Genomic DNA, 22105 nt, shown 5'->3' on the forward strand with positions numbered 1-22105 from the left:
AGGGCGAGAAGGGGTGGGGAGGGGGGAACGGACGGGGGGCGTGTTGCCCGGCTGCGGGCAAGGACCGGGGCCGAGTTGGTCGGGGCGAAACCGGTCCGCCCCGACCGGTTGAAATCGCCGTGCGCACGACACGTACGGCGGCCTACGCTCGCGGCCATGACATCACACGACCAGCAGGAACGCTCCTCGGTTTCGGCCACCGGGAGCGCCTCCAGCGAAGGGGAGTTGGTGATCCGTCAGGAGACGGACGCGGACCACGATGCGGTGCGCGAGGTGCACGCGCGCGCTTTCGGGCCCGAGCCGGTGCCCGCTCTGGTGGAGGCGCTGCGCACGGCACCGGCGCCGCGGGCACCGCTGTCCTTCGTGGCCGCGCTCGGCGGACGCGTGGTCGGGCATGTGATGCTGAGCGCGTCGCGGCTGGACGCTCCGCGCCAACTCGTTGACGTCCTGACGCTCTCGCCGCTCGGTGTGCACCCCGACGCCCAGCGCCGGGGCATCGGCGCCCGCCTCATCGAGCACGCCCTCGCGGCGGCCGACGAGCGGGGGGTGCCGTTGGTCTTCCTGGAGGGGTCGCCGGTGTACTACCGCACGCGCGGCTTCGAGGCGGCGAGCCCGCTGGGCTTCCGCTCGCCGTCCCTGCGCATCCCCGACCCCGCCTTCCAGGTCGCCCGGCTGTCCGCGCACGAGCCGTGGATGACGGGCACGTTCGTCTACTCGGACATCTTCTGGGCGTTCGACTGCGTGGGCCTGCGCGACCCCGAGGCCTGAACGGGCCGCGCCGCCGCACCCCGGAAGGGGCCCGCCAACCGGCGGGCCCCTTTCACGTACCGCGCTCCAGGAGCAGACCTGCGGCACCTGCCGAACGGGAGCTGGCCGATGCGGAACTCTCCGATGGGGCTGCCCGACCAGGACTCGCCGAAGGAAATCCAACAAGTACCCGCGCTGCACGCGCACTTGACGCCCCCCGCCGCCCTTCCTAGTGTTTGCTACTGCTCAGTTGAGTTCGCTTGTGATCGAAAATGTGCGTGCATGACGTGTCCCCCCTGTCAGAGAGGGTCGCACCACGATGAGATCCCTTCCCCGCGCCCTGCTCGCGGTCCTGCTGCTGTGTCTGCCCCTGTGCCTGTCCCTGGCCGCCGTCCCGCAGGCGGCCGGAGCGGGACGCGTCGCGTCCCAAGCCGCCGCGCCCGAAGCCGCCGCGGTCACCACCGACGTCACCGTCGACGGCGCTTCCCCCGGCCGCGTCTTCGACGGTGTCGGGGCGATCAGCGGGGGCGGCGGCAACACCCGGCTGCTCCTGGACTACCCCGAGCCGCAGCGCGGCCAGATCCTCGACTACCTCTTCAAACCCGACTACGGCGCCGCCCTGCAGATCCTCAAGGTCGAGATCGGTGGCGACACCAACTCCACGGACGGCGCCGAGTCCTCCATCGAGCACACCCGGGGCGGCGTCAACTGCTCCAACGGGTACGAGTGGTGGCTGATGGAGCAGGCCAAGGCCCGCAACCCGGGCATCAGACTCGCGGCGCTCTCCTGGGGGGCACCCGGCTGGGTGGGCAACGGCACCTTCTGGTCCCAGGACATGATCGACTACCTGATGGCCTGGCTCGGCTGCGCCAAACAGCACCACCTCACCATCGACTACCTCGGCGGCTGGAACGAGCGCGGCTACAACGCCGGCTGGTACAAGAACCTCCACGCGACCCTCGCCGCCCAGGGCTACGCCACCAAGGTCGTCGGCGCCGACGACGGCTGGCAGATCGCCACCGCCATGCGCGGCGACAGCGCCCTGAGCGACGCCGTCGACATCGTGGGCGCCCACTACCCCTGCGGCTACATGTCCGCCATGACCAGCTGCTCGACCACTCCCGACGCGCTGGCCACCGGCAAACAGCTCTGGGCGAGCGAGAACGGCTCCGAGGACGCGGCCACCGGCGCGGTCCCGATGGCCCGCGCCATCAACCGCGGCTATCTGGACGCCCGGATGACCGCCTTCATCAACTGGCCGGTGGTGGCCGCGCTCTACCCCAACCTCTCCTTCAACAGCATGGGCCTGGTGACGGCCAATCAGCCCTGGTCGGGGGCGTACAGCGTGGACCGCAGCGCCTGGGCGACCGCGCACACCACCCAGTTCACCGCGCCGGGCTGGCAGTACCTCGACACCGCCTCCGGCTACCTCGGCGGCAACCGCGCCAACGGCAGTTACGTCAGCTACGCCGCACCGGGCAGGTCCGCCTGGTCCACCGTCTTCGAGACGATGGACGCGACCGCCGAGCAGACCGTCACGCTGAAGGTGTCCGGCGGGCTGCCCGGCGGCACCCCGCACGTGTGGTCCACCGACTTCTCCACCAACAGCGCCACCGCCCACCTGGTGCCCGAACCCGACCTCAACCCCACCTCGGGCACGTACCGGCTCACGCTCCGGCCCGGCCGCCTCTACACCGTCACCACCACGACCGGGCAGGGCGCCGGCACGGTGACCTCGCCGCGGCGCGCCCCGCTCGCCCTGCCGTACGCGGACACGCTGGCCGGGACCGCCACCGGACAGGAGGCGCGGTACCTCGCCGCGATGAACGGCGCCTTCGAGACGGCGCCGTGCGCGGGCGGACGCACCGGCCGCTGTCTGCGCCAGCAGGCCCCGACGACTCCCATCCGCTGGACGAACGAGTCGAGGCCGCAGCCCTACGCCCTGCTGGGCGACGTGAACTGGACCGACTACACCGTCCGTTCGGACGCGCTGCTGGAGCAGTCGGGGGCGGTCGAACTGCTCGGCCGGGTGGGCACCCAGGGCCGCAACAACAACGGCCTCAACGCCTACCACCTGCGCGTCGCGGACACCGGCGCCTGGTCGCTGCTGCGCACCGACACCGCCTGGTCCGCCACCACCCTGGCGAGCGGCACGGTCACGGCCCCCGGTCTGAGGACCTGGCACACCCTGGCCCTCACCTTCCAGGGTGCCACCGTCACCGCCAAGCTCGACGCGGCCACCCTCGCCACGGTCACCGACACCGCGTACGGCGCGGGCCAGGTGGGCCTCGGTACCGCGGGCTACTACGGCGCCCAGTTCGCCAACCTGAGCATCACCCCCGGCACGACCGCGCCGCTCGACGGCACGTACCAGCTCGTCAACGCCAACAGCGGCCAGCTCCTGGACGCCTCCGGTCAGGGCACCGCCGACGGCACCCCGGTCATCCAGTGGTCGGACAACGGAGGCACCAACCAGCGGTGGCGGATCGCCGCGACGGGCGACGGCTACTACACCGTCACCGGCGTGGCCAGCGGCAAACGCCTCGACGTGCCCGACCGGAGTGTGGTGCCCGGAGCCCAGCTCACCCTGTGGACCGCCAATGGCGGCCCCAACCAGCAGTGGCGCGTCACCCCGGGCGCACACGGCTGCCACACCCTGGAATCCCGCCTCGACGGCCATCTCGCCGACGTCAGCGGCGGCTCGGCGGCCCTGGGCGCCCAGGTGATCCAGTGGCCCGCGAACGGGGCCGCCAACCAGTGCTGGAAGCTGGTCGCGGTGGGCTGACCGGCGGGCCCGGCGGCGGGACGATTCGGGAAAGGGTTGACCTCAACTTAACTAGAGGTCGTACGTTCCTCGTATGAGTATGGAAACCACCGCGTGGACACAGCTCCACAACGTCATCACCGCGCAGCAGGAACGACGTCCGTTCAACCGTGCCACCCTGCGGCGCATCGCTGTGTTCGCGCGGCCCCACCGCCGCCGTATCGCCCTGTTCCTCCTGCTGAGCATCGCCACGGCGCTCCTGGCGGTGGCCACCCCGCTCCTCGCCGGGCGCGTCGTCAACGCGATCGTCGGCGGCGAGGAGACGGGGACCGTCACCCGGCTGGCCCTGCTGATCGCCGTGATCGCGCTCGCCGAGGCGGCCCTGGGCCTGATCGGGCGGTGGCTGTCCGCGACCCTCGGCGAAGGCCTCATCCTCGACCTGCGCACGGCCGTCTTCGACCACGTCCAGCGCATGCCGGTTGCCTTCTTCACCCGCACCCGCACCGGCGCCCTGGTCAGCCGCCTCAACAACGACGTCATCGGCGCCCAGCGCGCCTTCAGCAATACCCTCTCCGGGGTGGTCAGCAACCTGGTGACGCTGCTGCTCACCCTCGCCGTGATGCTCGGCATCTCCTGGCAGATCACCCTGCTCGCGCTGGTCCTGCTGCCCGTCTTCGTGCTGCCCGCGCGCCGCATGGGCACCCGGATGGCCCGGCTCCAGCGCGAGGCCGCCGAACACAACGCGGCGATGGGCACCCGGATGACCGAGCGGTTCTCGGCTCCTGGCGCGACCCTGGTCAAGCTGTTCGGGCGGCCCGGCGACGAGTCGGCGGAGTTCGCCGCCCGCGCCGGACGGGTCCGCGACATCGGCGTCCGTACGGCGATGGCGCAGTCCGCCTTCATCACCGCCCTCACCCTCGTCTCCGCCCTCGCGCTCGCCCTGGTCTACGGCCTCGGCGGCTACTACGCGCTGCACGACAAGCTCGAAGCGGGCGCGGTCGTCTCCCTCGCCCTGCTCCTCACCCGCCTGTACGCGCCCCTCACCGCGCTCGCCGGGGCCCGGGTGGAGGTCATGAGCGCGCTCGTCAGCTTCGAGCGGGTCTTCGAGATCCTGGACCTCAAGCCCCTCATCGCCGAGAAGCCGCAGGCCCGCGCGGTGCCCGAGGGGCCGGTCTCCGTCGAGTTCGACGACGTGCGGTTCGGCTACCCCTCCGCCGACAAGGTCTCCCTCGCCTCCCTCGAAGAGGTCGCGAGCCTCGACACCCGCGGGGGCGCCGAGGTGCTGCACGGCATCTCCTTCCGCGCCGAGCCCGGCCAGATGGTCGCCCTGGTCGGCTCCTCCGGCGCCGGCAAGTCGACGGTCGCCCAACTGCTGCCGCGGCTGTACGACGCCGACTCCGGCGCGGTGCGCCTGGGCGGCGTCGACGTACGGGACCTGAGCGCCGACTCGATCCGCGACACCATCGGCATGGTCACCCAGGATGGCCACCTCTTCCACGAGTCGGTCCGCGCCAACCTGCTGCTCGCCCGCCCGGACGCGGCCGAGGAGGACCTCTGGGACGCCCTGCGCCGGGCCCGCCTCGACGGCCTGGTCGCCTCCCTGCCCGACGGGCTCGACACCGTCGTCGGCGAACGCGGCTACCGGCTCTCCGGCGGCGAGCGCCAGCGGCTGACCATCGCCCGGCTGCTCCTGGCCCGCCAGCGCGTCGTCATCCTCGACGAGGCGACCGCTCATCTGGACAACACCTCCGAGGCGGCCGTGCAGGAGGCCCTCGGTGAGGCGCTGGAGGGCCGCACGGCGGTCGTGATCGCCCACCGCCTGTCCACGATCCGGTCCGCCGACCTCATCCTCGTGGTGGAGGACGGCCGCATCGTGGAGCGCGGCACCCACGACGAACTCCTCGCGCGCGGCGGCCGCTACCAGGAGCTCTACCGCACTCAGTTCGCCCGCCCGGGGGGTGCGCCCGCCGAGCTCGGCTGACGGGCGGGAGACGGGTCCCGTACCGCCGTCGCGGCGCTGTCCGGCCGTGGTGCCGGACCACTGGTAGGAAACCTTCCGATCCGCTACGCTCCCCGGCGGCGGCTTGGCGCGGTGCCCGTCCCCCGTGGGCATGACGCGCTCAGCGAGAGCTCTGACCCGGCTGCCGTGGCGCTGCCCCCTGCCCGTGCGGGCGGGGGGCGGGGCCGCGTACCGGTGTCCAGCTCTCGCCGTTCACCCAGCCACGGAGTCCAGGTATGCGCCTGAAGACCCCCGCCCCACTCCGCCTCCCACGCGGCGCGGCCCTCACCCTCGCACTCGCCGCCGTGCTCGTCCTCCTCGCAGGGCTGCTGCTCGCCTGGCCCGGACGGGCCGGAGCCGCCGCGGATCCCCTCATCTCGCGCGGGAAGCCCGCCACCGCCTCCTCCACCGAAACCTCCTCCCTCACCGCCAAGAACGCCTTCGACGGCGACACCGCCACCCGCTGGGCCAGCGCCGAGGGCAAGGACCCGCAGTGGATCCGCGTCGACCTCGGCGCCACCGCCGCCATCAGCCGCGTCACACTCAGCTGGGAGGCCGCCTACGCCAAGGCCTACCGCGTCGAGGTGTCCGACGACGGCGCGTCCTGGACCCCGCTCGCCGAGGAGAAGGCGGGCAACGGCGGCACCGACGACTGGACCGGACTGTCCGGCAGGGGCAGGTATCTGCGCGTCCACGGCACGGCACGCGCCACCTCGTACGGCTACTCGCTCTACGAGGCCGAGGTGTACGGCACCGTCGATGGCGGCCCGCCGCCCGGCGGCGCCTTCACCGTGGTCGCGGCCGGTGACATAGCCGCCCAGTGCACGGCCTCCGACAGCGGCTGCGCCCACCCCAGGACCGCCGCTCTCGCCCGGCGGATCGACCCGAAGTTCTACCTCACGATGGGCGACAACCAGTACGACGACGCCCGCCTGGCCGACTACCGCGCCTACTACGACAAGACGTGGGGAGCCTTCAAGGCCAAGACCCGTCCCATCCCGGGCAACCACGAGACCTACGACCCGGCCGGGTCGCTGGCCGGCTACAAGGCGTACTTCGGCAGCATCGCCTATCCGCAGGGCAGGAGCTATTACAGCTTCGACGAGGGCAACTGGCACTTCATCGCCCTCGACTCCAACTCCTTCGACCAGTCCGCCCAGATCGACTGGCTCAGGGCCGACCTCGCCGCCAACAGCAAGCAGTGCGTGGCGGCCTACTGGCACCACCCGCTGTACTCCTCCGGCGGCCACGGCAACGACCCGGTCTCCAAGCCGGTCTGGAAGCTCCTCTACGGGGCCAAGGCCGACCTCGTCCTCAACGGACACGACCACCACTACGAGCGGTTCGCCCCCCAGGACCCCGACGGCAGGGCGACGGCCGACGGCATCGTGGAGATCGTCGGCGGCATGGGCGGCGCCGAGCCGTATCCCATCGAGCAGGTCCAGCCCCACAGCCAGAAGCGGATCAGCGGCCAGTACGGCGTGCTGAAGCTGGAGTTCACCGACTCCGGTTACGGATGGACCTATGTCGGCACCGACGGGCAGGTCAAGGACACCGGCCCGAAGTACGGCTGCCACTGATGTACCTGGCCACCACCGGCCGCCCGGACGCGGCGCCCCGCACCTCGGGTGCGGGGCGGCGCGTCCCCGGCACCGTTCTCGCGCTCGGCGCGGTCAGTCTCGTCACCGACGTCTCCTCCGAGATGGTCACGGCGGTGCTGCCGCTCTACCTGGTCCTGGGCCTCGGCCTCTCCCCGCTCCAGTTCGGCTTCCTGGACGGCATGTTCAACGGCGCCACCGCGCTCGTACGGCTGCTCGGCGGGCGGCTCGCCGACCGCGGCGGCCGGCACAAGCGGGTCGCGGGCGCGGGCTATCTGCTCTCCGCGCTCTCCCGGCTGGGACTGCTCCTCGCCGGCGGCGCCACCGGCGGCATCGCCGCGGCCCTCGCCGCCGACCGGCTCGGCAAGGGCGTCCGCACCGCCCCGCGCGACGCCCTCATCTCCCTGAGCGGGCCGCCGCAGACGCTCGGCCGGTCCTTCGGGGTGCACCGCGCCATGGACACCACGGGCGCGCTCCTCGGGCCGCTCGCCGCCTTCGCGGTGCTCCAGGCGACCACCGACGCCTACGACGCGGTGTTCGTCGTCAGCTTCTGCACCGGACTGCTGGGCGTGGTCCTGCTCGCGGTGTACGTGCCGGGCGCCTCCCGCACGGCGCCCGCCCCCGTGACCCCCCGCCCGCGCACGGCACTTCGCGACCCGGCCTTCCGCCGCGTGCTGTACGCGACCGCCCTGCTCGGCGCCGCCACCATCGGGGACTCCTTCGTCTACCTGCTGCTCCAGCGCGGCCTCGACCTGCCGACCGCCCTGTTCCCGCTGCTGCCCCTGGGCCCGGCCGCGGGCTATCTGCTGCTGGCCGTCCCGGTGGGCCGGATCGCCGACCGGACCGGGCGGCGACTGCCGTTCCTGCTCGGGCACGCCGCCCTGCTCGGCGCGTACGCCCTGCTGCTCGCCCCGCTCGCCCGGCCCACCGCCGTGGCGGTCCTCGCCCTGCTCGGCGTCTTCTACGCCGCCACCGACGGGGTGCTGATGGCGCTGGCCGGGCCGCTGCTGCCCGCGCGGGGCCGTGCGGGCGGCCTCGCGGTGCTCCAGACCGGTCAGGCGCTGGCCCGGCTCCTCGGCGCGGCCGGGTTCGGGGCCGCCTGGACCCTGTGGGGGCAGCGCCCCGCGCTGTGGCTGGCGGTGGCGGCGCTCGCGGCCGCGCTGCCGGCCGCCTGGCGTGTTCTGCCCGCTGCCGTACCCGCCCGGGAGGCGTCGTGAGGCCCGTCCACCGCCATCTCAGGCTCGCCCTCGTCGTCGCCGCCGTGCTCCTGCTGGCGGGCGGCTCCCTCGGCTACGTCCTGCACGCCCGGCACCGCGACCATCCGTCCCGACAGAGCGCGGCCGACAACTCGTTCGGCCTCGACGTGCCCGGCCTGTACTTCCGGGACTCGGCCACCGGACGGGTCGCCCGCCTGCCGGGGGGAGGGGCCGGACGCGTCGGCGGGGGCCCGTCCTGCGAACGTTTCCATGCGGCGGGCGAGCACGCCCTGTGTCTGCGCAGGCTGCCCGGCCTGCCCGCGCGTACCCAGGCACTGGTGCTGGACCGGCGGTTGCGCGAGGTGCGGCGGGTGACCGTGCCCGGCATCCCCAACCGGGCCCGTGTCTCCGCCTCGGGGCAGCTGCTGTCCTGGACCGCGTTCGCCGTCGGCGACTCCTACGCCGCCTCCGGCTTCTCCACCCGGACCTCGATCCTGGATCTGCGCACCGGCTACCTCATCAAGTCGATCGAGGACATCCCGCTGACCGTCGACGGCGCCCGCTACCACGCGCCGGACGTCAACTACTGGGGCGTCACCTTCGCCCGCGACGACAACCGCTTCTACGCCACCGTCTCCAGCCGGGGCCGCACCCGTCTGGTCGAGGGCGACCTGCGGAACTGGTCGGCGAAGGCGCTGCGCGAGAACGTCGAATGCCCCTCGCTGTCGCCCGACGGGACCCGCGTCGCCTTCAAGAAGAAGGTCTCCGGGAACCCCCGGGCGCCGTGGCGGCTGTACGTCCTTGACCTCGCGAGCATGCGCGAACACCCCCTGACCGAGCGGCACAGCGTCGACGACCAGGCCGTGTGGCTGGACGGGGCGACCGTGGCCTACGGCCTGCCGGGGCGCGGCGGGCGCGCCAGTGACATCTGGTCGGTCCCGGCGGACGGCACGGGCGAACCCCGTGCGGTGGTGCCCGGCGGCTCCTCCCCGGTGGCCGTCCGGTGACGTCACGGCCGGGCGGGCGTGTACGGGGCGCCGTCGGCGGAGGTGACGGCGATCGTGGTGGTGCGACCGCCCGGTTCGATGCGGATGACCGGGATGGCCTTGTTCCGGGGGCCGCCGTCGCCGTTGACGGCGATCCAGCCGCTGGCGCCCGCCACCGGCGGACCGCCGCGCAGCGCGGTCAGCGTCCGGTGCACATCGGTGGCCGTCGGGTCGGAGACCGCCGGGTTCGTGCGCACCGCCCGGGCGGCGAGCAGCACCGTGTCGTACATCATGATCGCCCGCCCGTCGTCGAGACCGGAGCCGGGGAACGCGGCGGCGAACGTGCCGTCGCGGAACGGCGCCACGGCCCGCGCGGCGAACGCGCGCGGCGCCACGTCCCACGCCCCGGGGTGCGCGAGCCCGGTGTGGACGAGGTCGACCCGGCCCGTGCGCAGCGCGGCGGCCAGCTCCCGCGGGCCGAAGCCGTCCGTGCGGACCACCTGGGTGGTGTCGTCGCCGGAGAGGACGGTCAACGGGCTGTCCCGGCACGGCCGTTCGGCGAGCGCGGTCAGGAACGCGGGCAGCGAGGTGCCGCGGCCCGCGAAGTAGACGACGTCCGGCCGGGCGGCACACAGCTCGCCGCTCTGGCGGCGGAAGGTGCCGGCGGGATCGGGCGCGGCGGAGTCGAACAGCAGGGCGCCCGCCAGACGGCCGACGGGCATCCGGGCGCGGAACTGCGTGGCGAGCGTGCTGGTGTACTGGTCGCCCGCGGCGACGTCCTCGACGAGCAGGAACCGGGCACGGGCGCGGGCCCCCGTCGACAGGAACCGTACGGCGGCCGCGGCCTGGTCGGCGTTGACGGGCGCGACCCGGAGAAGGCCGGGCGTGCCCGCCCAGGAGTCGGCGGTGAGCACCGAGCCGAACGCGGGCAGCCCCGCGGCGGTCAGCTCCCCGACCATGTCCTGGCTGGAGGCGGTGCTGCCGCCCAGTCCCACGGCGGCCACGATGTGCTCGGCACGCCGCCGATGGAGCACCTGTCCCACCGCGTACGCCCGCTGCTCGGCGCTGCCACCGGTCTGGGCGACCAGCACTCTGATCCCCGGCCCGGCGGCGGGGTCCCGGTTGGCCTCGCGCTGCGCGAGATAGGCGCCTTCCAGGTCGTGCCGGACGCTCGCCATCATGCTGGTGCCGTCGAACTCGGCGGTGATGGGCGTGAGGTAGACGACGGAGGCGTACGGCCGGGTGCCCCGCCCGCTGGAGACCTCGACGACCCGGCGGTTCTCGGCGTGGATCAGCTTCAGGACCGGCGCTAGGTCGCTCTCGGAGGAGTGCGCGGGCCCGGGGCGGGCGAAGGCGCCGGTGAGCAGGCCGACGCAGGTGCGCTTGGCGCCCTCGCCGACTGCGCGTTGCCCGGTGGCGCAGCCGGGTTCGCCCGACAGGACGGCTAAGGACGGCGCGTCGGCCCCACCAGCAGGGCGGCCAGGACGGCGAGTGCGGTGAGGGCGGCCGGCGCCGGACCGCGCCACCGGCCGCGCACCGGGCGCGGCGGCCCCTCGTCGCCCGTCGCCTCCCCGGCCCGGGCGGCCAGGCCCAGCACCTCGTCCAGAGGAGGCCGCCGGGCGGGCTCCTTGTCCAGGCAGCGGGCGACGAGCGCCCGCAGCGGGCGGGGCATGCCGGCCAGATCGGGCTCCTTGTGCACCACGGCGAAGGCGGCGGCGATCGGCTCGGCACCCGCCGCCTCGGCGTCCTCGAACGGGCTGCGCCCGAGGGCCGCGAAAGCCAGCACGGAGCCCAGTGCGAACACGTCCGTGGCGCCGGAGACGCGGTGCGGTCCGCACAGCTGCTCGGGTGCCATGAACGCCGGAGTGCCGACCATCGCGCCGGTGCGGGTCAGCGCGCGGCTCTCCGACGCCGCCTTGGCGATGCCGAAGTCGATCACCCGGGCGCCGTCCTCGGCGAGCAGGACGTTGCCGGGCTTCAGGTCCCGGTGGACGATGCCCTGGCGGTGGATGTCGCGCAGCGCCTCGGCCAGTTGACCCGCGAGCCGGGCGATGTCCGCCACCGGCAGCGGACCGTGCGAGCCGACGCTCGCGGCCAGTGACTCGGCGGGTACGTACTGGGTGGCCAGCCAGGGTGGGTCGCCGTCCGGGGCCGCGTCCACCACCGAGGCGGTGAACGCGCCGCTGACCTTGCGGGCGGCCGCCACCTCGCGCCGGAAGCGGGCCCGGAAGTGCGGGTCGTCGGCGTACTCGGGCCGGATCACCTTCAGCGCGACCCGGCGCCCGGACGGGCTGCGCGCAAGGTACACCACGCCCATCCCGCCGGCTCCGAGCCGCCGTTCCAGGGTGAACTCCCCGATCCGCCGCACCAGGACAACATAGCGAAGCGGACGGGCCGCGCGTGCTCAGCCGTGGAAGACCGTGAGCTTGTAGAAGCCGACCCGGGCGCCCTTCGTGGTGCTGTCGGAGGACGACTGGTTGTACGAACCGGCCTTGAAGTACTGCTTGTAGCCGTTGAACGAGGACGGGATGGCGTAGTGCGTGGTCGTGCCGTTGACGGTGAGGTCGATCGTGTGACCGCCCGACACGCCGATCGTGTAGCTCCACGTCCTGCCGACCGCCACATGACCCACGGTGTGGAGGGTCTGGCCGCCCGACGGGGAGTTCTCCGTACCCAGGACGATGTCTCCGCCGGAGCGGTAGTACAGCTCCAGCAGCGGTTTGGTGGACGGGCCGCCGGTGCCGAGGTGGATCTGCCCCACGCAGACGTTCGACGTCACGGACACCACGCGCAGCGTCGCGCTGAGCCGATGGGTGCCGCTCAGCGGCCAGTTGGCGGCGCTGCCGTCGCGGTTCATCTCGCGCAGCTCGGAGCGGGCGTAGTGCGAGTTGGGGGTGGTGACGCCCTTCTCCGGCGCCCAGAAGGTCATCGCGCCGTCGCGTGTGTCCGTGTAGAAGTACGCGTCCTGGAAGCCGTTGGCCCCCTGGAGCCGGGACGAGGGGATCGTGGTCGGCGAGCCGGGGGAGCCCACGGGTTCCTGGAGCTGCCACACGGAGAGGTCGAAGTTGCCGCCGGGCGCGACCGACGGGTCGGCGAGGGCGCCGGTGCTGGTGGCCGAGGCCGTGGGGGAGAGCAGGGCGAGGCCGCAGGCCGCCGTCGCGGCGGTCGCATAGATGAGCAGGGAGCGGATGCGCATGGGGGTGTCCTGTCATGTGGGGGGACGGCAGGGGGGAAGTTGCTCGGAGAGGGACAAGGGCTCGCTTAGAGCGGGTTCATATGAGTGAACGTTGTGTGGTGATGTGAACTCGGAGAACCGTAGAACTCCGGGATGTCCCCGTCAATGGCCGTGAAGTGATGGGATTTCCACTCACCGGCATCCGAGGCAACCCCCGCTCCCCGGCGCAAGGCGCTGATCCCGGTCATTCCACGGCCGGTTGGGCGCTTCGACGCTCACCAGCGGGCCGGTGGCCCTACCCTGCGCCTGTTCGGGTCCGTCCGCCGGGGGCGGCGGGGCGGTCGGCCGAGACGGGGGGGACGGACCGGTGTCCGACGCGGGAGCGGGAGCGGGGCGGGGCGTGGCGGTGGGCGGCCCACGGCTCGGACCGGGGAGCGAGCCGTGGCGGGGGGCCGCGGTGGAGTGCGCGCTCACCGCGGTCATGATGTTCGCCGTGGTGACGATGGTGCGATGGCTCCTCGATCCGGGCTCGCCCGTCTTCGTCGCCGACCTGCGGCTCGCGCTGACAGTGGTCGGCGGCCTGGTCGCGGTGCTGCTGACGGGGCTGATCCTGAGCCCGGCGGGGCGCCGCTCGGGCGCGCACCTCAACCCGGCCGTGAGTGTGACCCTGTGGCTGATGCGCGTGTTCCCGGGGCGCGCGGTGTTCCCGTACGCCGCCGGGCAGTTGGCGGGAGGGCTGGCCGGGACCGCGCTGGCCCGGCTGGTGTGGGGGCCGGTGCTCCAGTCGCCGGCTCTCAGCGACGGGCTGGCCCGTCCGGCCCCCGGCCGTTCCTGTCTGGCGGTCTTCGTCCTGGAGGCGGCGAGCTTCGCGGCGCTGGCCCTGCTGATCGGCTTCTTCGTCGCCCACCCCGAACTCGCCCGGCCCATGCCGTACGCCGTGGGACCGGCGGTCGGCCTGATCATCGCGCTGCTGGGCCCGGTGAGCGGCGGGGCGGCCAACCCGGCCCGCCAGCTCGGCCCGGCCGCCGTCTCGGGCACCACCACAGCCCTGTGGGCCTACCTCACGGCACCGCTGCTGGGCGCCGCCCTCGGGGCGCTGGTGCATCGCGGATATGTCGTGACCCGCGCCAAGGCGGGCGCGTACGGGCGAGGTTGACCGGCTCCGCGTACCATGCGGACCGTCGTACGGGCCCTGAGCCGGCAGCACGGCGCAACAGCAAGCGAGCAGACGCGAAGAAGAGCAGAGGAGCGGGGAAAGCATGCCGGGAACGTTCTTCCAGGGGCAGCTCGTCGACACCGCCCCCGCCTCCGACGTTTTTCTCGTCATCGGCATCCCGGGGTCCGGGAAGAGTTCGGTGTCGGCGGCGCTGGCCCGCCGGTTCCCCCTCGGCGCGCACATCGAGGGCGACCGTCTCCAGGACCTCGTCGTCGCGGGCGGACACCTGCCCTCGCCGCGGCAGGACCCGGAGGCGGACCGCCAGTTGCTGCTGAGGGCCCGTAACGCGTCGGTCCTGGCGCGCAGTTTCCATGCCGCGGGGGTCGTCCCGGTCATCGACGACGTGGTGGTCCGACGGGCCCATCTGGACTACTACCTGGAGCAGTTGAAGGACCTCCCGCTGCGGCTGGTCGTCCTGGCTCCGGCGGCCGACGTCGTCTCGCGCCGGGTCGCCGAGCGGGACAAGGTGCTGGCGGACGACTGGGCGTTCCTGGACGCGGCGCTGCGCGCTGAACTCGCCGGTCGCGGAACGTGGTTCGACACCTCCGGCCAGACCCTGGAGGAGACGGTCGACGCGGTCCTGGCCAAGAGCTGAGCGGCAGGTGTACGGGGGCGGCCCAGCCACCTGGTGGACAGGACCGGGCCGTCCGGACCGCTGCCCCCACGCCCCCCTCGACCCGAAAGGACGCACGAGCCATGGCGGACACCCTCACCCGGACCGCGGTCGGCATAGTCGGCGCCGGTCCGGCCGGACTCATGCTCTCGCACCTGCTCGCCCGCGCCGGGATCGACTCGGTGGTGGTCGACCACCGCACCCGCGCCGAGATCGAGGGCACCAGCCGCGCGGGCATCCTGGAGGCCGACAACGTCCGGCTGCTGACCGACTCCGGCGTGTCCGACCGGGTGCGGCGCGAAGGGCGCCCGCACGACGGCATCGAGTTGCGCTTCGGCGGCGAGGGCCACCGCGTGGACTTCCGGGCCCTGGTCGGGGAGGGCGTGTGGCTCTACCCGCAGACCGATGTGTTCACCGACCTCGCCGACGCCCGCGCCCGCGACGGAGGAGACGTGCGCTTCGGCGTCTTCGGCACCCGGGTGGCCGATCTGACCTCCGAGCACCCCGGCATCCTCTTCACGGACGCCGACGGCGTGGCGCGGGAGGTACGCTGCGACATCCTGGTGGGCGCCGACGGCTCGCGCGGGGTGTGCCGCTCGGCGGTGCCGGAGGCGGCGCGCACCCACTACGCCCGCGCGTACCCCTACGCCTGGTTCGGCGTCCTCGTCGAGGCCCCGCCGAGCGCCCCCGAACTCGTCTACACCCACTCCGACCGCGGCTTCGCCCTGATCAGCCAGCGTACGGAGTCCGTGCAGCGCATGTACTTCCAGTGCGACCCCGACGAGGACCCGGCGGCCTGGACGGACGACCGGATCTGGGCCGAGCTCCAGGAACGGGTGCGTGGCGCGGACGGCTTCACCCTCAAGGAGGGCCCCGTCACCGACCGCTCGGTCCTGCGCTTCCGCAGCTTCGTGTGCGAGCCCATGCGGTACGGCAACATGCTCCTGGCCGGCGATGCCGCCCACACCGTCCCGCCCACCGGAGCCAAGGGCCTCAACCTGGCGCTCGCCGACGTCCGGCTGCTCGCCGAGGCCCTGGAGACGGCCCTGGTCAAGGGCGACCGCGCCGCCCTCGACACGTACGGGCCGCGTGCCCTGCACCGCGTCTGGCGCGCTCAGCACTTCTCGTACTGGATGACGACGATGCTGCACCGCGCTCCCGGCGCCACCGACTTCGACGTCCGCCGCCAGCTGGCGGAACTGGCCGCTGTGGTCGGCTCCACGGCCGGTTCCACGTACCTCGCGGAGGCGTACACGGGGTGGAGCGAACGCCCGCCGTCGCGCGGGCCGCGGCGGGTCGCGCCGCTCCCAGGTTGACGGAAAGCCTACTGTGGCCCGGGCGGGCCGTTCCGTACATTCGGGGAACGCTTCTGTCCGAGTACCGCAGCAGGTTCTTCATCCTTCGCACCGGCCGCGGGCCCCCGGCCCGGCCGGGTGCGGAGGGGCAAGGGGACCAAGCCGGGATGAGTGACCGCGAGATCGTTCTGATGACCGACCACCGCTCGACGGAAGGCAGCCGCGCCGCGCTCGCCGCGGCGGTCGAGTTCCTGACGGGACGGCCGCCGGTGCCGGTCGACGCGCGGCACTTCCTGACCGGCGGATCGGGCCGGACGCACGTCGTGGACCGTGCCGTACGTCTGGAGGTGCCGTCCGAGGACCTGGTGGTCACGCCGTCGGTTCTGCTCGTCTACGAGGTCCAGCCGCCCGAGCGCCACCGCTTCGAGCCGTTCCAGCGGCTGATGGCGCGCTACGGAACGGTCTCCCTGGGGACGGACGCCGACGCGTGGCGGGCGGCCACCGACAAGGACCGCACGACGGAGCGGTTCGCCCTGCACGGCATTCCGCACATGGAGACCGTCACCCTGACGCGGCCGAGCCTGGACACCGCCGCGGCGGCGTTCGACCGGCTGGGCCGGGATGTCTGGGCCCGGCCCGCCCTCGGCACCTGTGGAGACGACGTCCGGCACATCACCACGTTCGCGCAGCTCTTCCAGGCGCTCGCCCACTTCGCCGACACCGGTCAGACGTGGCTGATCTCGCGGGACGCACGGAACTTCAACGCCGCTGGACAGCGCCACCAGTTCCGCGTGTCCGTGCTCGACGGGCGGGCGGTGCAGGCCTGTGAACACGTCCAGGCCCGCCCCGACGAGCCCTGCAACGAGGCCCAGGGCGCGGCCTGCACCCCGATGCCGGTGGACGACCTGCCGGTGGACCTCTGCGAGCTGGCGGTCGCCGCCACCAAGGCCGTGGGGCTGCGCTTCGGCGGCGTCGACCTCGCCGTCGAGAACGGCGGAGCGGTGTTCGAGGTCAACGTCCATCCGATGCTCGGCGCCGCTCACCCGAAGGAGTCGGTGGCGGTCCCGTATGTGGAGGCACACCTGGCCATGCTGTGAAGGGGTGAACCTCGGCGCGGAGCCGGTTGCCTCAGGCCCCGGCCGCCAGCCAGTGGTTGTGCACCCGTGAGACCTTCGGCTCGGGGCCCTGGGGCAGGCCGGTCTCGGCCGCGAGCGGCGACACGACCGTCATGAACTTCCGCATGGCCTCCTCGTCCACCCACAGGTCGGTGATCTGCACGCCCCCGTCCGTGGGCACGCAGATGTGGGCCAGACAGCCTTCGAAGGGGTTGCCGGGAAGAGCCCGCATCCTGGCGTGGAGGGTGTCGTACTGGTCCGTCGTCACACCGGGCAGCTCGACCTGCATCAGAATCGTCATGGGGTTCTCCTCCACGAACGGGTTCCCGCCCCTCCCCGCCGCCACGGTGACGGCCCGTACCCACGGACAGCAGAGCACGCCCGGCCCCGCCTGGCATTCCGTTCGGCGCCGGACGAGTGTCTTGTCCTGCGGTGATAGCGGTGTGTGACGGTTCCGGATGCGCGCGGCCCGCGGCGCTGGTTCTCTGATGGCGTCCGCTCCCCCCCCCAGACGTCAGGAGTGATCATGAGCATTGCAGACGAGACCGGCGGCCGTGCCCGGCAGATGCGCCAGAAGGCGGAGCAGCTGGAGCAGGCCGCCGAGCGCGCCAGCGACCCGGCCGAGCGTGACCGGCTGAAGGAGAAGGCGCGCCGGCTGCAGGAGGAGAGCAGGCAGACCACCGAGATGGGCAGTGGCGGCATCGACCCCATGTGACACCCCCGCTCGGGAGCCTTTCGCGCGCCTTGGGCGCGTGACCTCCCGCGTACCGGGCCGGCCGGTGACACCCCCGCAATGGAGCGGGAGCAGGTGTCACCGGCCGGCTTCCGGCGTTGCGGGGACGGGAAGGGTGAGCGTCGCCCGAGCGCCCCCGGTGGCGGGGTTGTCGAAGGCGAGGTCCGCGCCGAGCAGCGCGGCCTGGCCCGCCGCGATGGTGAGCCCCAGACCGAGCCCGGTCCCCTTGGCGCCGGTACGGAAGCGCTGCGGGCCCTGCGTGATGAGGTGGTCGGGGAAGCCCGGGCCGTGGTCCCGTACCCGTACGGCCGGGCCGTCGACCTCCACCAGAACGGGCTCGGCGCCGTGGCGCAGGGCGTTGGTCACCAGGTTGGTCAGGACGCGCTCCACCCGGCGCGGATCGGTCCGCGCTCCGGCGTCGGCGATGACGTCGACGCGTACGTCCGGGGCAGCCCCGCCCGTCGCGGTACGCCCCTCGGCCGCCGCCCGCACCGCCCGCCGGGCCACGCCGCTCAGCTCCACCCAGCGTGACTCGACGGCCTCCGTGCCGCTGTCGAGCCGGGCCACTTCGAGGACGTCCTCCATCAAGTCCCGCAGCCGGCCCGCCCGTTCCTTGACCATGTTCTCGGCGCGGCCGTCCGGCAGCAGCCCGGCGGCCGCGATCAGCCCGGCGACCGGGGTGCGCAGTTCGTGGGCGATGTTCGCGGTGACCTCGCGTTCGGCCGTGAGCCGTGCGGCGAGCGCGTCGGCCATCGCGTTGACGGCGTGGGCGAGGTTGGTGATCTCGTCCCGGCCGGTCTCCGGCAGCCGTGCGCTCAGGTCGCCGTCCGCGATCTGCTCGGCGCTGTGGGCCGACCGTCTCAGCCGGGTGGCGAACCGGGTGGCCAGAGCGAGCCCGATCACTGTGGCCACACCGGTGCCGACGGCGCCTGACTGCCACATCACGCGCTCCACCTGGTCGCTGAGCCCGTTGGAGGCGGAGCGCAGGGCGAGAACGGTTCCGGTCCGTGACATCTGGGCGGCCCAGATCATGGTGCCGTGGTCGGTGCTCTGCACGTAGGTGCCGCTGCGGCCACCCTGGATCGCCGAGCGCAGCGGCCCGGGCAGGTCGGGCGGGTCGACCTCCACGCCCATGGCGGGTCTGCCGCTCTGCTGGGTGGTCCGCGCCGCGAAGAGCAGGCGCTCGGCCTGCACCTCGCGCTCGCGGTCGGTGAGCAGGACCGGTACCTGGCTCGCGGTGACCAGCGCCGCGAGGGTGGCGGTCACGGTGATCGTGACGCCTATCTTGATACGCAGTCCCATGGCCCGGCCCTGTTCCCCGTGGTGCGGTAGTCCGGGTCAGAGCCTACGGAACCCGCTGTGAGGGCCGAGGGGCAGCCCGGGGGCGCCGCGGCCGGGGCCCGGAAGAGCTCGTCCCGGGCCCCTTCGCGGCCGCTGCCGCCGGTCGTCCTCTAGGGCCCGTCGGTGGTGAAGGCCCGGTGGGCCGCGCGGCGCCAGCGGTTGGCGGGCAGGGTGGGGCGCAGCACGGCGAGGGCGCCGCAGTACTTGGTGAAGACGGCGGGCCGCACCCGGTGGGCATGGAGCAGGCGGTCCGCCTCGGTGAGGTGTTCGGCCGACTTCGTCTCGACCAGGACGAGGCCGCCCTCGCACCGCACCTGCCTGCCGGTGCCCAGGTCGACGCAGACCAGCCCGGCGTCGCAGGTGACGCGCTGCCCGTCGGCCACGAACGTCGAGCGCAGGTAGTCCGTGCTGAGCGAGGACCGCAGCACCGGCGGCGGGGCGATGCCGTAGGCGCGGTGCAGGGTGTCCGCGAGGAAGGCCCGGGGTGTGGTGTCCAGCGGGGTCTGGGCGCCGGTCAGGGGGACGCGGTGTTTGACGGTGTCGCCGCGGCCGCCCTTGAGCTTGATCTCGAACTGCCGCTCCCCGCTGTCCGCGTAGAGGCGCTCGCGGACCTTGAAGCGGAGGCGGCGGCCCTGGCGGTGGTCGTGGAAGGAGCGCAGCTCGGGGGTGTCGTAGTAGACGGAGTGGTAGCGGAAGGCGCGGCGGCCGTCGATGGTGAGGGCCCGGAACGGCTCACCGCGGAAGGAGGGCCGGGTGAGGTGGCCGACCACCCGGAGGAAGGTCGCGGTGGGCACGAGGTAGCTGCGGTCGAAGCGGGCGAGCAGGGCGGACCGCTCGTTGAGCTCGGCCAGCGATACGGGGTCGGCCCGGTGGGCCGCGTCCTCGATGGCCCGGACGGCCGCCGAGGGCGCCGGCGTGAAGGTGTCGGTGCTCATACGGTGTCCAGGAGGGTTTCGGGGCGGTGCGCGGTCCCGGCGCCCCGATGGGCGGCGCCGGGGCCCGGCTCCCGGTAGCGGACGTCGACGACCATCAGGTCGCGTACGTAGTCGATCTCCATGACCGTCCAGTGCAGCGGCTCGCCCAGCCGCCGCGCGAGGTCCGCGCGGAGCGCGGCGGGATCGCCGTGCACCGCGTCGAGGGTCACCACCGAGCGGCGTACTCCCGACAGCAGCATGGGGTGGTCCGCCGTGTAGACGACCAGCAGGAGGACGGCGCTCAGCGTGGCCGCGAGCCAGAACCCCAGGTGCGGCAGCCCGCACAGGAGCCCGAGGACGAGCGTGGTGAAGTAGTACGCCACCTCCTCGTGCTGGACGGCGTCGGAGCGCAGCCTGATGATCGACAGGACGCCGAAGAGGCCGAACCCCAGCGCCATGCCGCCGCTGCCGCCCACTTCGGCGAGGGCCGCGACGATGGTGAACAGGGAGACGTTCAGAGCCAGATACGCGGGCACGAGGTCGCGCCGCCGGTGTCTCGGGTAGTAGATGGCGAAGGTCAGCAGGCATATCGCCGTGAGGTCGAGACCGAGGTGGGCGGTGAGGTGACGCAACGAGTCCAAGGCTCCGCTCCCTGTGCGTACGGGGTGAGACCCCCAGACTCTAGGAGTACGCAGGGTGACCGGTTGGCAACTTCCCGATGAACAACACGGATCGTTGACGGGGGCGGAAGGTATTTGTCCGATACCGCACGGCTGCTGTCGTGTTCCGCGCCCTTGCCGGGCAGGTCCTGCCGGCAGGCGGGGAGGCCGGAAGCCCCCGGCTACCGGGCCCGCACCATCCCCACGAGCCCTTCGACCACCCGCACCAGCTCCGCGGGGCCGCCCGCCGTCCTGAGATCGGCCCGGTACCTGCCGTTGACGAGGAAGGCGGGGACGTTCTGGACGCCTGCCCAGCGCGCCTGCGCCTTGGCGGCGGCCAACTGCCCCTTGAGGCCGAAGGATTCGAGGACCGCGAGGTAGCGGGCGCGGTCGACGCCGAGCCGGGCGACGAAGTCCGCCTGCTCACCGGGCCCGGTCAGCCGCTGCCCGTCACGCTGGACGGCCTCGTGCACGGCCCGCATCGTGGCCGTGTCGGCGTGCCCCAGGGCCTCCAGCGCGAAGTGCATCCGCGCGTGCGCGTCCCAGGGGCCGCCGAAGGGCGCGGGCACGCGGACGAACGTCACTCCGCTCTGCCGCCCCGCCCAGCGGCGCACGGAGGGCTCGATGGCGTAGGAGTGCGGGTCGCCGTACCAGAAGAACTCCCACACCTCGACCGTGCCGGCCGTGGTCCTCGGGGCGGGTGGGGACAGCTCCACATACCCTCCGCCGGTCGGAATCTCGTCTGCCATGTGCCGCTCTTCCTCACCTGTGAACCGGCGCCGCCCCCGGCGCGCCGTGGTCCGGCCGTGGCGGGTTTCCGGGCCGGGGACGGTCCGCTTGCGTTGGAGTGCGCTCCAAGCTCTAGTTTCGTGCATATGAACAGTGCGCAGAACTCCGAAGCCGCGTCCCCCGCCCCCTCGACCGCTGCCCCTTCCCCCACCGCGGCTTCCACCCCGGGCGCCGGGCCCGCCGACGAGCGCTTCGAGCGCGGTCTGGCGCTGCTGCGCGAGGTGAGCGGCCAGGAGCGGCCCGCCGTGCTCGACAGCCTCGCGGACATCGCCCCCGACCTGGGCCGGATGACCGTCTCCTTCGGATACGGGGAGCTCCTGGCGAACGACCGTCTCACCCTGGAGCAGCGCGAGCTCGCCACCGTCGCCGCGCTGTCCGCGATGGGCACGGCCGCTCCCCAGCTGCGCTTCCACATCGACGGCGCGCTGAACGTGGGCGTCACCCCCGCCGAGGTGGTGGAGGTGCTCATCCACACCGCCGTGTACGCGGGGGTGCCCGCGGCCCTCAACGGCATCGCGGTGGCCCGGGAGGCGTTCCGCGAGCGGCCCGGACTCGTCCACGAGCCGGTCGGCACGGGCGAGGGCGAGCAGCGCTACGAGCGCGGTCTCGCCAAGCTCGCTGAGGTCGACGGGCACGCGGGGGAGGCCGTCGTCGCCTCGCTCCAGGACATTGCCCCCGACCTCGGGCGGTACATCATCGAGTTCGCGTTCGGCGATGTCTACTCCCGCCCCGGCCTCGGCCTCAAGGAGCGTGAGCTGGCCACCATCGCCATGTGCACGGCCCTCGGCACGGCTGCCCCGCAGCTGCGCGTGCACATCCACGGCTTCCTCAACGTCGGCGGCAGCCGCGAGGAGGTCGTCGAGGTCATCACGCAGATGGCCGGGTACGCGGGGTTCCCCGCGGCGCTGAACGGGATCGCCGCCGCCCGTGAGGTGTTCGCGGAGCGGGACCGCTGACCTCGCCCC

The 22105-nt window shown here is 73.2% G+C and carries 20 protein-coding genes; 12 read left to right on the forward strand and 8 right to left on the reverse strand.

Annotated features, from left to right (window positions below):
- Positions 1-156 precede the first annotated feature (156 nt).
- From ACZ4MU_RS28750 to ACZ4MU_RS28775, 6 genes are all read left to right on the forward strand, one after another.
- The gene (locus ACZ4MU_RS28750) at positions 157-768 is read left to right on the forward strand and encodes a GNAT family N-acetyltransferase (RefSeq protein WP_467882058.1); all 612 of its coding nucleotides are present in this window, start codon (positions 157-159) and stop codon (positions 766-768) included.
- A gap of 298 nt (positions 769-1066) precedes the next feature.
- Entirely contained in the window at positions 1067-3532 is a 2466-nt protein-coding gene (locus ACZ4MU_RS28755; protein ID WP_467882060.1) for an RICIN domain-containing protein, read from the forward strand.
- A gap of 73 nt (positions 3533-3605) precedes the next feature.
- Entirely contained in the window at positions 3606-5492 is a 1887-nt protein-coding gene (locus ACZ4MU_RS28760) for an ABC transporter ATP-binding protein (RefSeq protein ID WP_467882062.1), read from the forward strand.
- A gap of 254 nt (positions 5493-5746) precedes the next feature.
- Positions 5747-7090: a discoidin domain-containing protein gene (locus ACZ4MU_RS28765; protein ID WP_467882064.1), complete on the forward strand. Its 1344-nt coding sequence runs from the start codon at positions 5747-5749 to the stop codon at positions 7088-7090.
- Positions 7090-8325, forward strand: coding sequence for an MFS transporter (locus ACZ4MU_RS28770; protein ID WP_467882066.1), 1236 nt, complete (start codon positions 7090-7092; stop codon positions 8323-8325). The genes ACZ4MU_RS28765 and ACZ4MU_RS28770 overlap by 1 nt, the downstream gene beginning before the upstream one ends.
- Positions 8322-9311 (forward strand): hypothetical protein, encoded by a 990-nt coding sequence (locus ACZ4MU_RS28775; RefSeq protein ID WP_467882068.1) that lies wholly within the window; start codon positions 8322-8324, stop codon positions 9309-9311. The genes ACZ4MU_RS28770 and ACZ4MU_RS28775 overlap by 4 nt, the downstream gene beginning before the upstream one ends.
- 2 nt (positions 9312-9313) lie before the next feature.
- Here the strand turns inward: ACZ4MU_RS28775 and ACZ4MU_RS28780 are convergent, their stop codons facing one another.
- The 3 genes from ACZ4MU_RS28780 to ACZ4MU_RS28790 are packed head-to-tail and all read right to left on the reverse strand — an operon-like array spanning position 9314 to position 12486.
- On the reverse strand, positions 9314-10816 hold the full coding sequence (locus ACZ4MU_RS28780) for an ABC transporter substrate-binding protein (RefSeq protein WP_467882069.1): 1503 nt from the start codon (positions 10814-10816) through the stop codon (positions 9314-9316).
- A complete protein-coding gene (locus ACZ4MU_RS28785) occupies positions 10735-11658 on the reverse strand; it encodes a serine/threonine-protein kinase (RefSeq protein ID WP_467882070.1) in 924 nt (307 codons plus the stop codon). The genes ACZ4MU_RS28780 and ACZ4MU_RS28785 overlap by 82 nt, the downstream gene beginning before the upstream one ends.
- A gap of 36 nt (positions 11659-11694) precedes the next feature.
- The gene (locus tag ACZ4MU_RS28790; protein ID WP_467882072.1) at positions 11695-12486 is read right to left on the reverse strand and encodes a polysaccharide lyase family 7 protein; all 792 of its coding nucleotides are present in this window, start codon (positions 12484-12486) and stop codon (positions 11695-11697) included.
- Positions 12487-12832: 346 nt separating this feature from the next.
- Between ACZ4MU_RS28790 and ACZ4MU_RS28795 the strand changes: the two genes are divergently transcribed.
- The 4 genes from ACZ4MU_RS28795 to ACZ4MU_RS28810 all read left to right on the forward strand — a co-directional run bounded on the left by ACZ4MU_RS28795 (position 12833) and on the right by ACZ4MU_RS28810 (position 16686).
- A complete protein-coding gene (locus ACZ4MU_RS28795; RefSeq protein WP_467882074.1) occupies positions 12833-13621 on the forward strand; it encodes an MIP/aquaporin family protein in 789 nt (262 codons plus the stop codon).
- 103 nt (positions 13622-13724) lie between these two features.
- Entirely contained in the window at positions 13725-14276 is a 552-nt protein-coding gene (locus ACZ4MU_RS28800) for an AAA family ATPase (RefSeq protein ID WP_467882076.1), read from the forward strand.
- A 101-nt stretch (positions 14277-14377) separates the two neighbouring features.
- Complete coding sequence (locus tag ACZ4MU_RS28805; protein WP_467882078.1) at positions 14378-15610, forward strand: 4-hydroxybenzoate 3-monooxygenase; 1233 nt, start codon at positions 14378-14380, stop codon at positions 15608-15610.
- A 146-nt stretch (positions 15611-15756) separates the two neighbouring features.
- Positions 15757-16686 (forward strand): ATP-grasp domain-containing protein, encoded by a 930-nt coding sequence (locus tag ACZ4MU_RS28810; protein ID WP_467882079.1) that lies wholly within the window; start codon positions 15757-15759, stop codon positions 16684-16686.
- A gap of 31 nt (positions 16687-16717) precedes the next feature.
- On the opposite strand, the gene ACZ4MU_RS28815 is transcribed toward ACZ4MU_RS28810, so the two are convergent.
- On the reverse strand, positions 16718-17005 hold the full coding sequence (locus ACZ4MU_RS28815) for a hypothetical protein (protein ID WP_467882081.1): 288 nt from the start codon (positions 17003-17005) through the stop codon (positions 16718-16720).
- Between the two features lie 225 nt (positions 17006-17230).
- Between ACZ4MU_RS28815 and ACZ4MU_RS28820 the strand changes: the two genes are divergently transcribed.
- Complete coding sequence (locus tag ACZ4MU_RS28820) at positions 17231-17419, forward strand: DUF6381 family protein (protein WP_467882082.1); 189 nt, start codon at positions 17231-17233, stop codon at positions 17417-17419.
- A 96-nt stretch (positions 17420-17515) separates the two neighbouring features.
- Here ACZ4MU_RS28820 and ACZ4MU_RS28825 read toward each other — a convergent pair whose 3' ends face one another.
- From ACZ4MU_RS28825 to ACZ4MU_RS28840, 4 genes are all read right to left on the reverse strand, one after another.
- Positions 17516-18739: an ATP-binding protein gene (locus tag ACZ4MU_RS28825; RefSeq protein WP_467882084.1), complete on the reverse strand. Its 1224-nt coding sequence runs from the start codon at positions 18737-18739 to the stop codon at positions 17516-17518.
- A 149-nt stretch (positions 18740-18888) separates the two neighbouring features.
- Complete coding sequence (locus ACZ4MU_RS28830) at positions 18889-19713, reverse strand: polyphosphate polymerase domain-containing protein (RefSeq protein WP_467882086.1); 825 nt, start codon at positions 19711-19713, stop codon at positions 18889-18891.
- Positions 19710-20333: a DUF4956 domain-containing protein gene (locus ACZ4MU_RS28835; protein ID WP_467882087.1), complete on the reverse strand. Its 624-nt coding sequence runs from the start codon at positions 20331-20333 to the stop codon at positions 19710-19712. Before ACZ4MU_RS28835 ends, ACZ4MU_RS28830 begins: the two co-directional genes overlap by 4 nt.
- 200 nt (positions 20334-20533) lie before the next feature.
- The gene (locus ACZ4MU_RS28840; RefSeq protein WP_467882089.1) at positions 20534-21100 is read right to left on the reverse strand and encodes a thiol:disulfide interchange protein DsbA/DsbL; all 567 of its coding nucleotides are present in this window, start codon (positions 21098-21100) and stop codon (positions 20534-20536) included.
- 126 nt (positions 21101-21226) lie between these two features.
- Here ACZ4MU_RS28840 and ACZ4MU_RS28845 point away from each other — a divergent pair, with 126 nt between their 5' ends.
- Complete coding sequence (locus ACZ4MU_RS28845) at positions 21227-22096, forward strand: carboxymuconolactone decarboxylase family protein (RefSeq protein ID WP_467882090.1); 870 nt, start codon at positions 21227-21229, stop codon at positions 22094-22096.
- Positions 22097-22105 lie beyond the last annotated feature (9 nt).

The organism is Streptomyces sp. NPDC026377 (assembly GCF_055567715.1).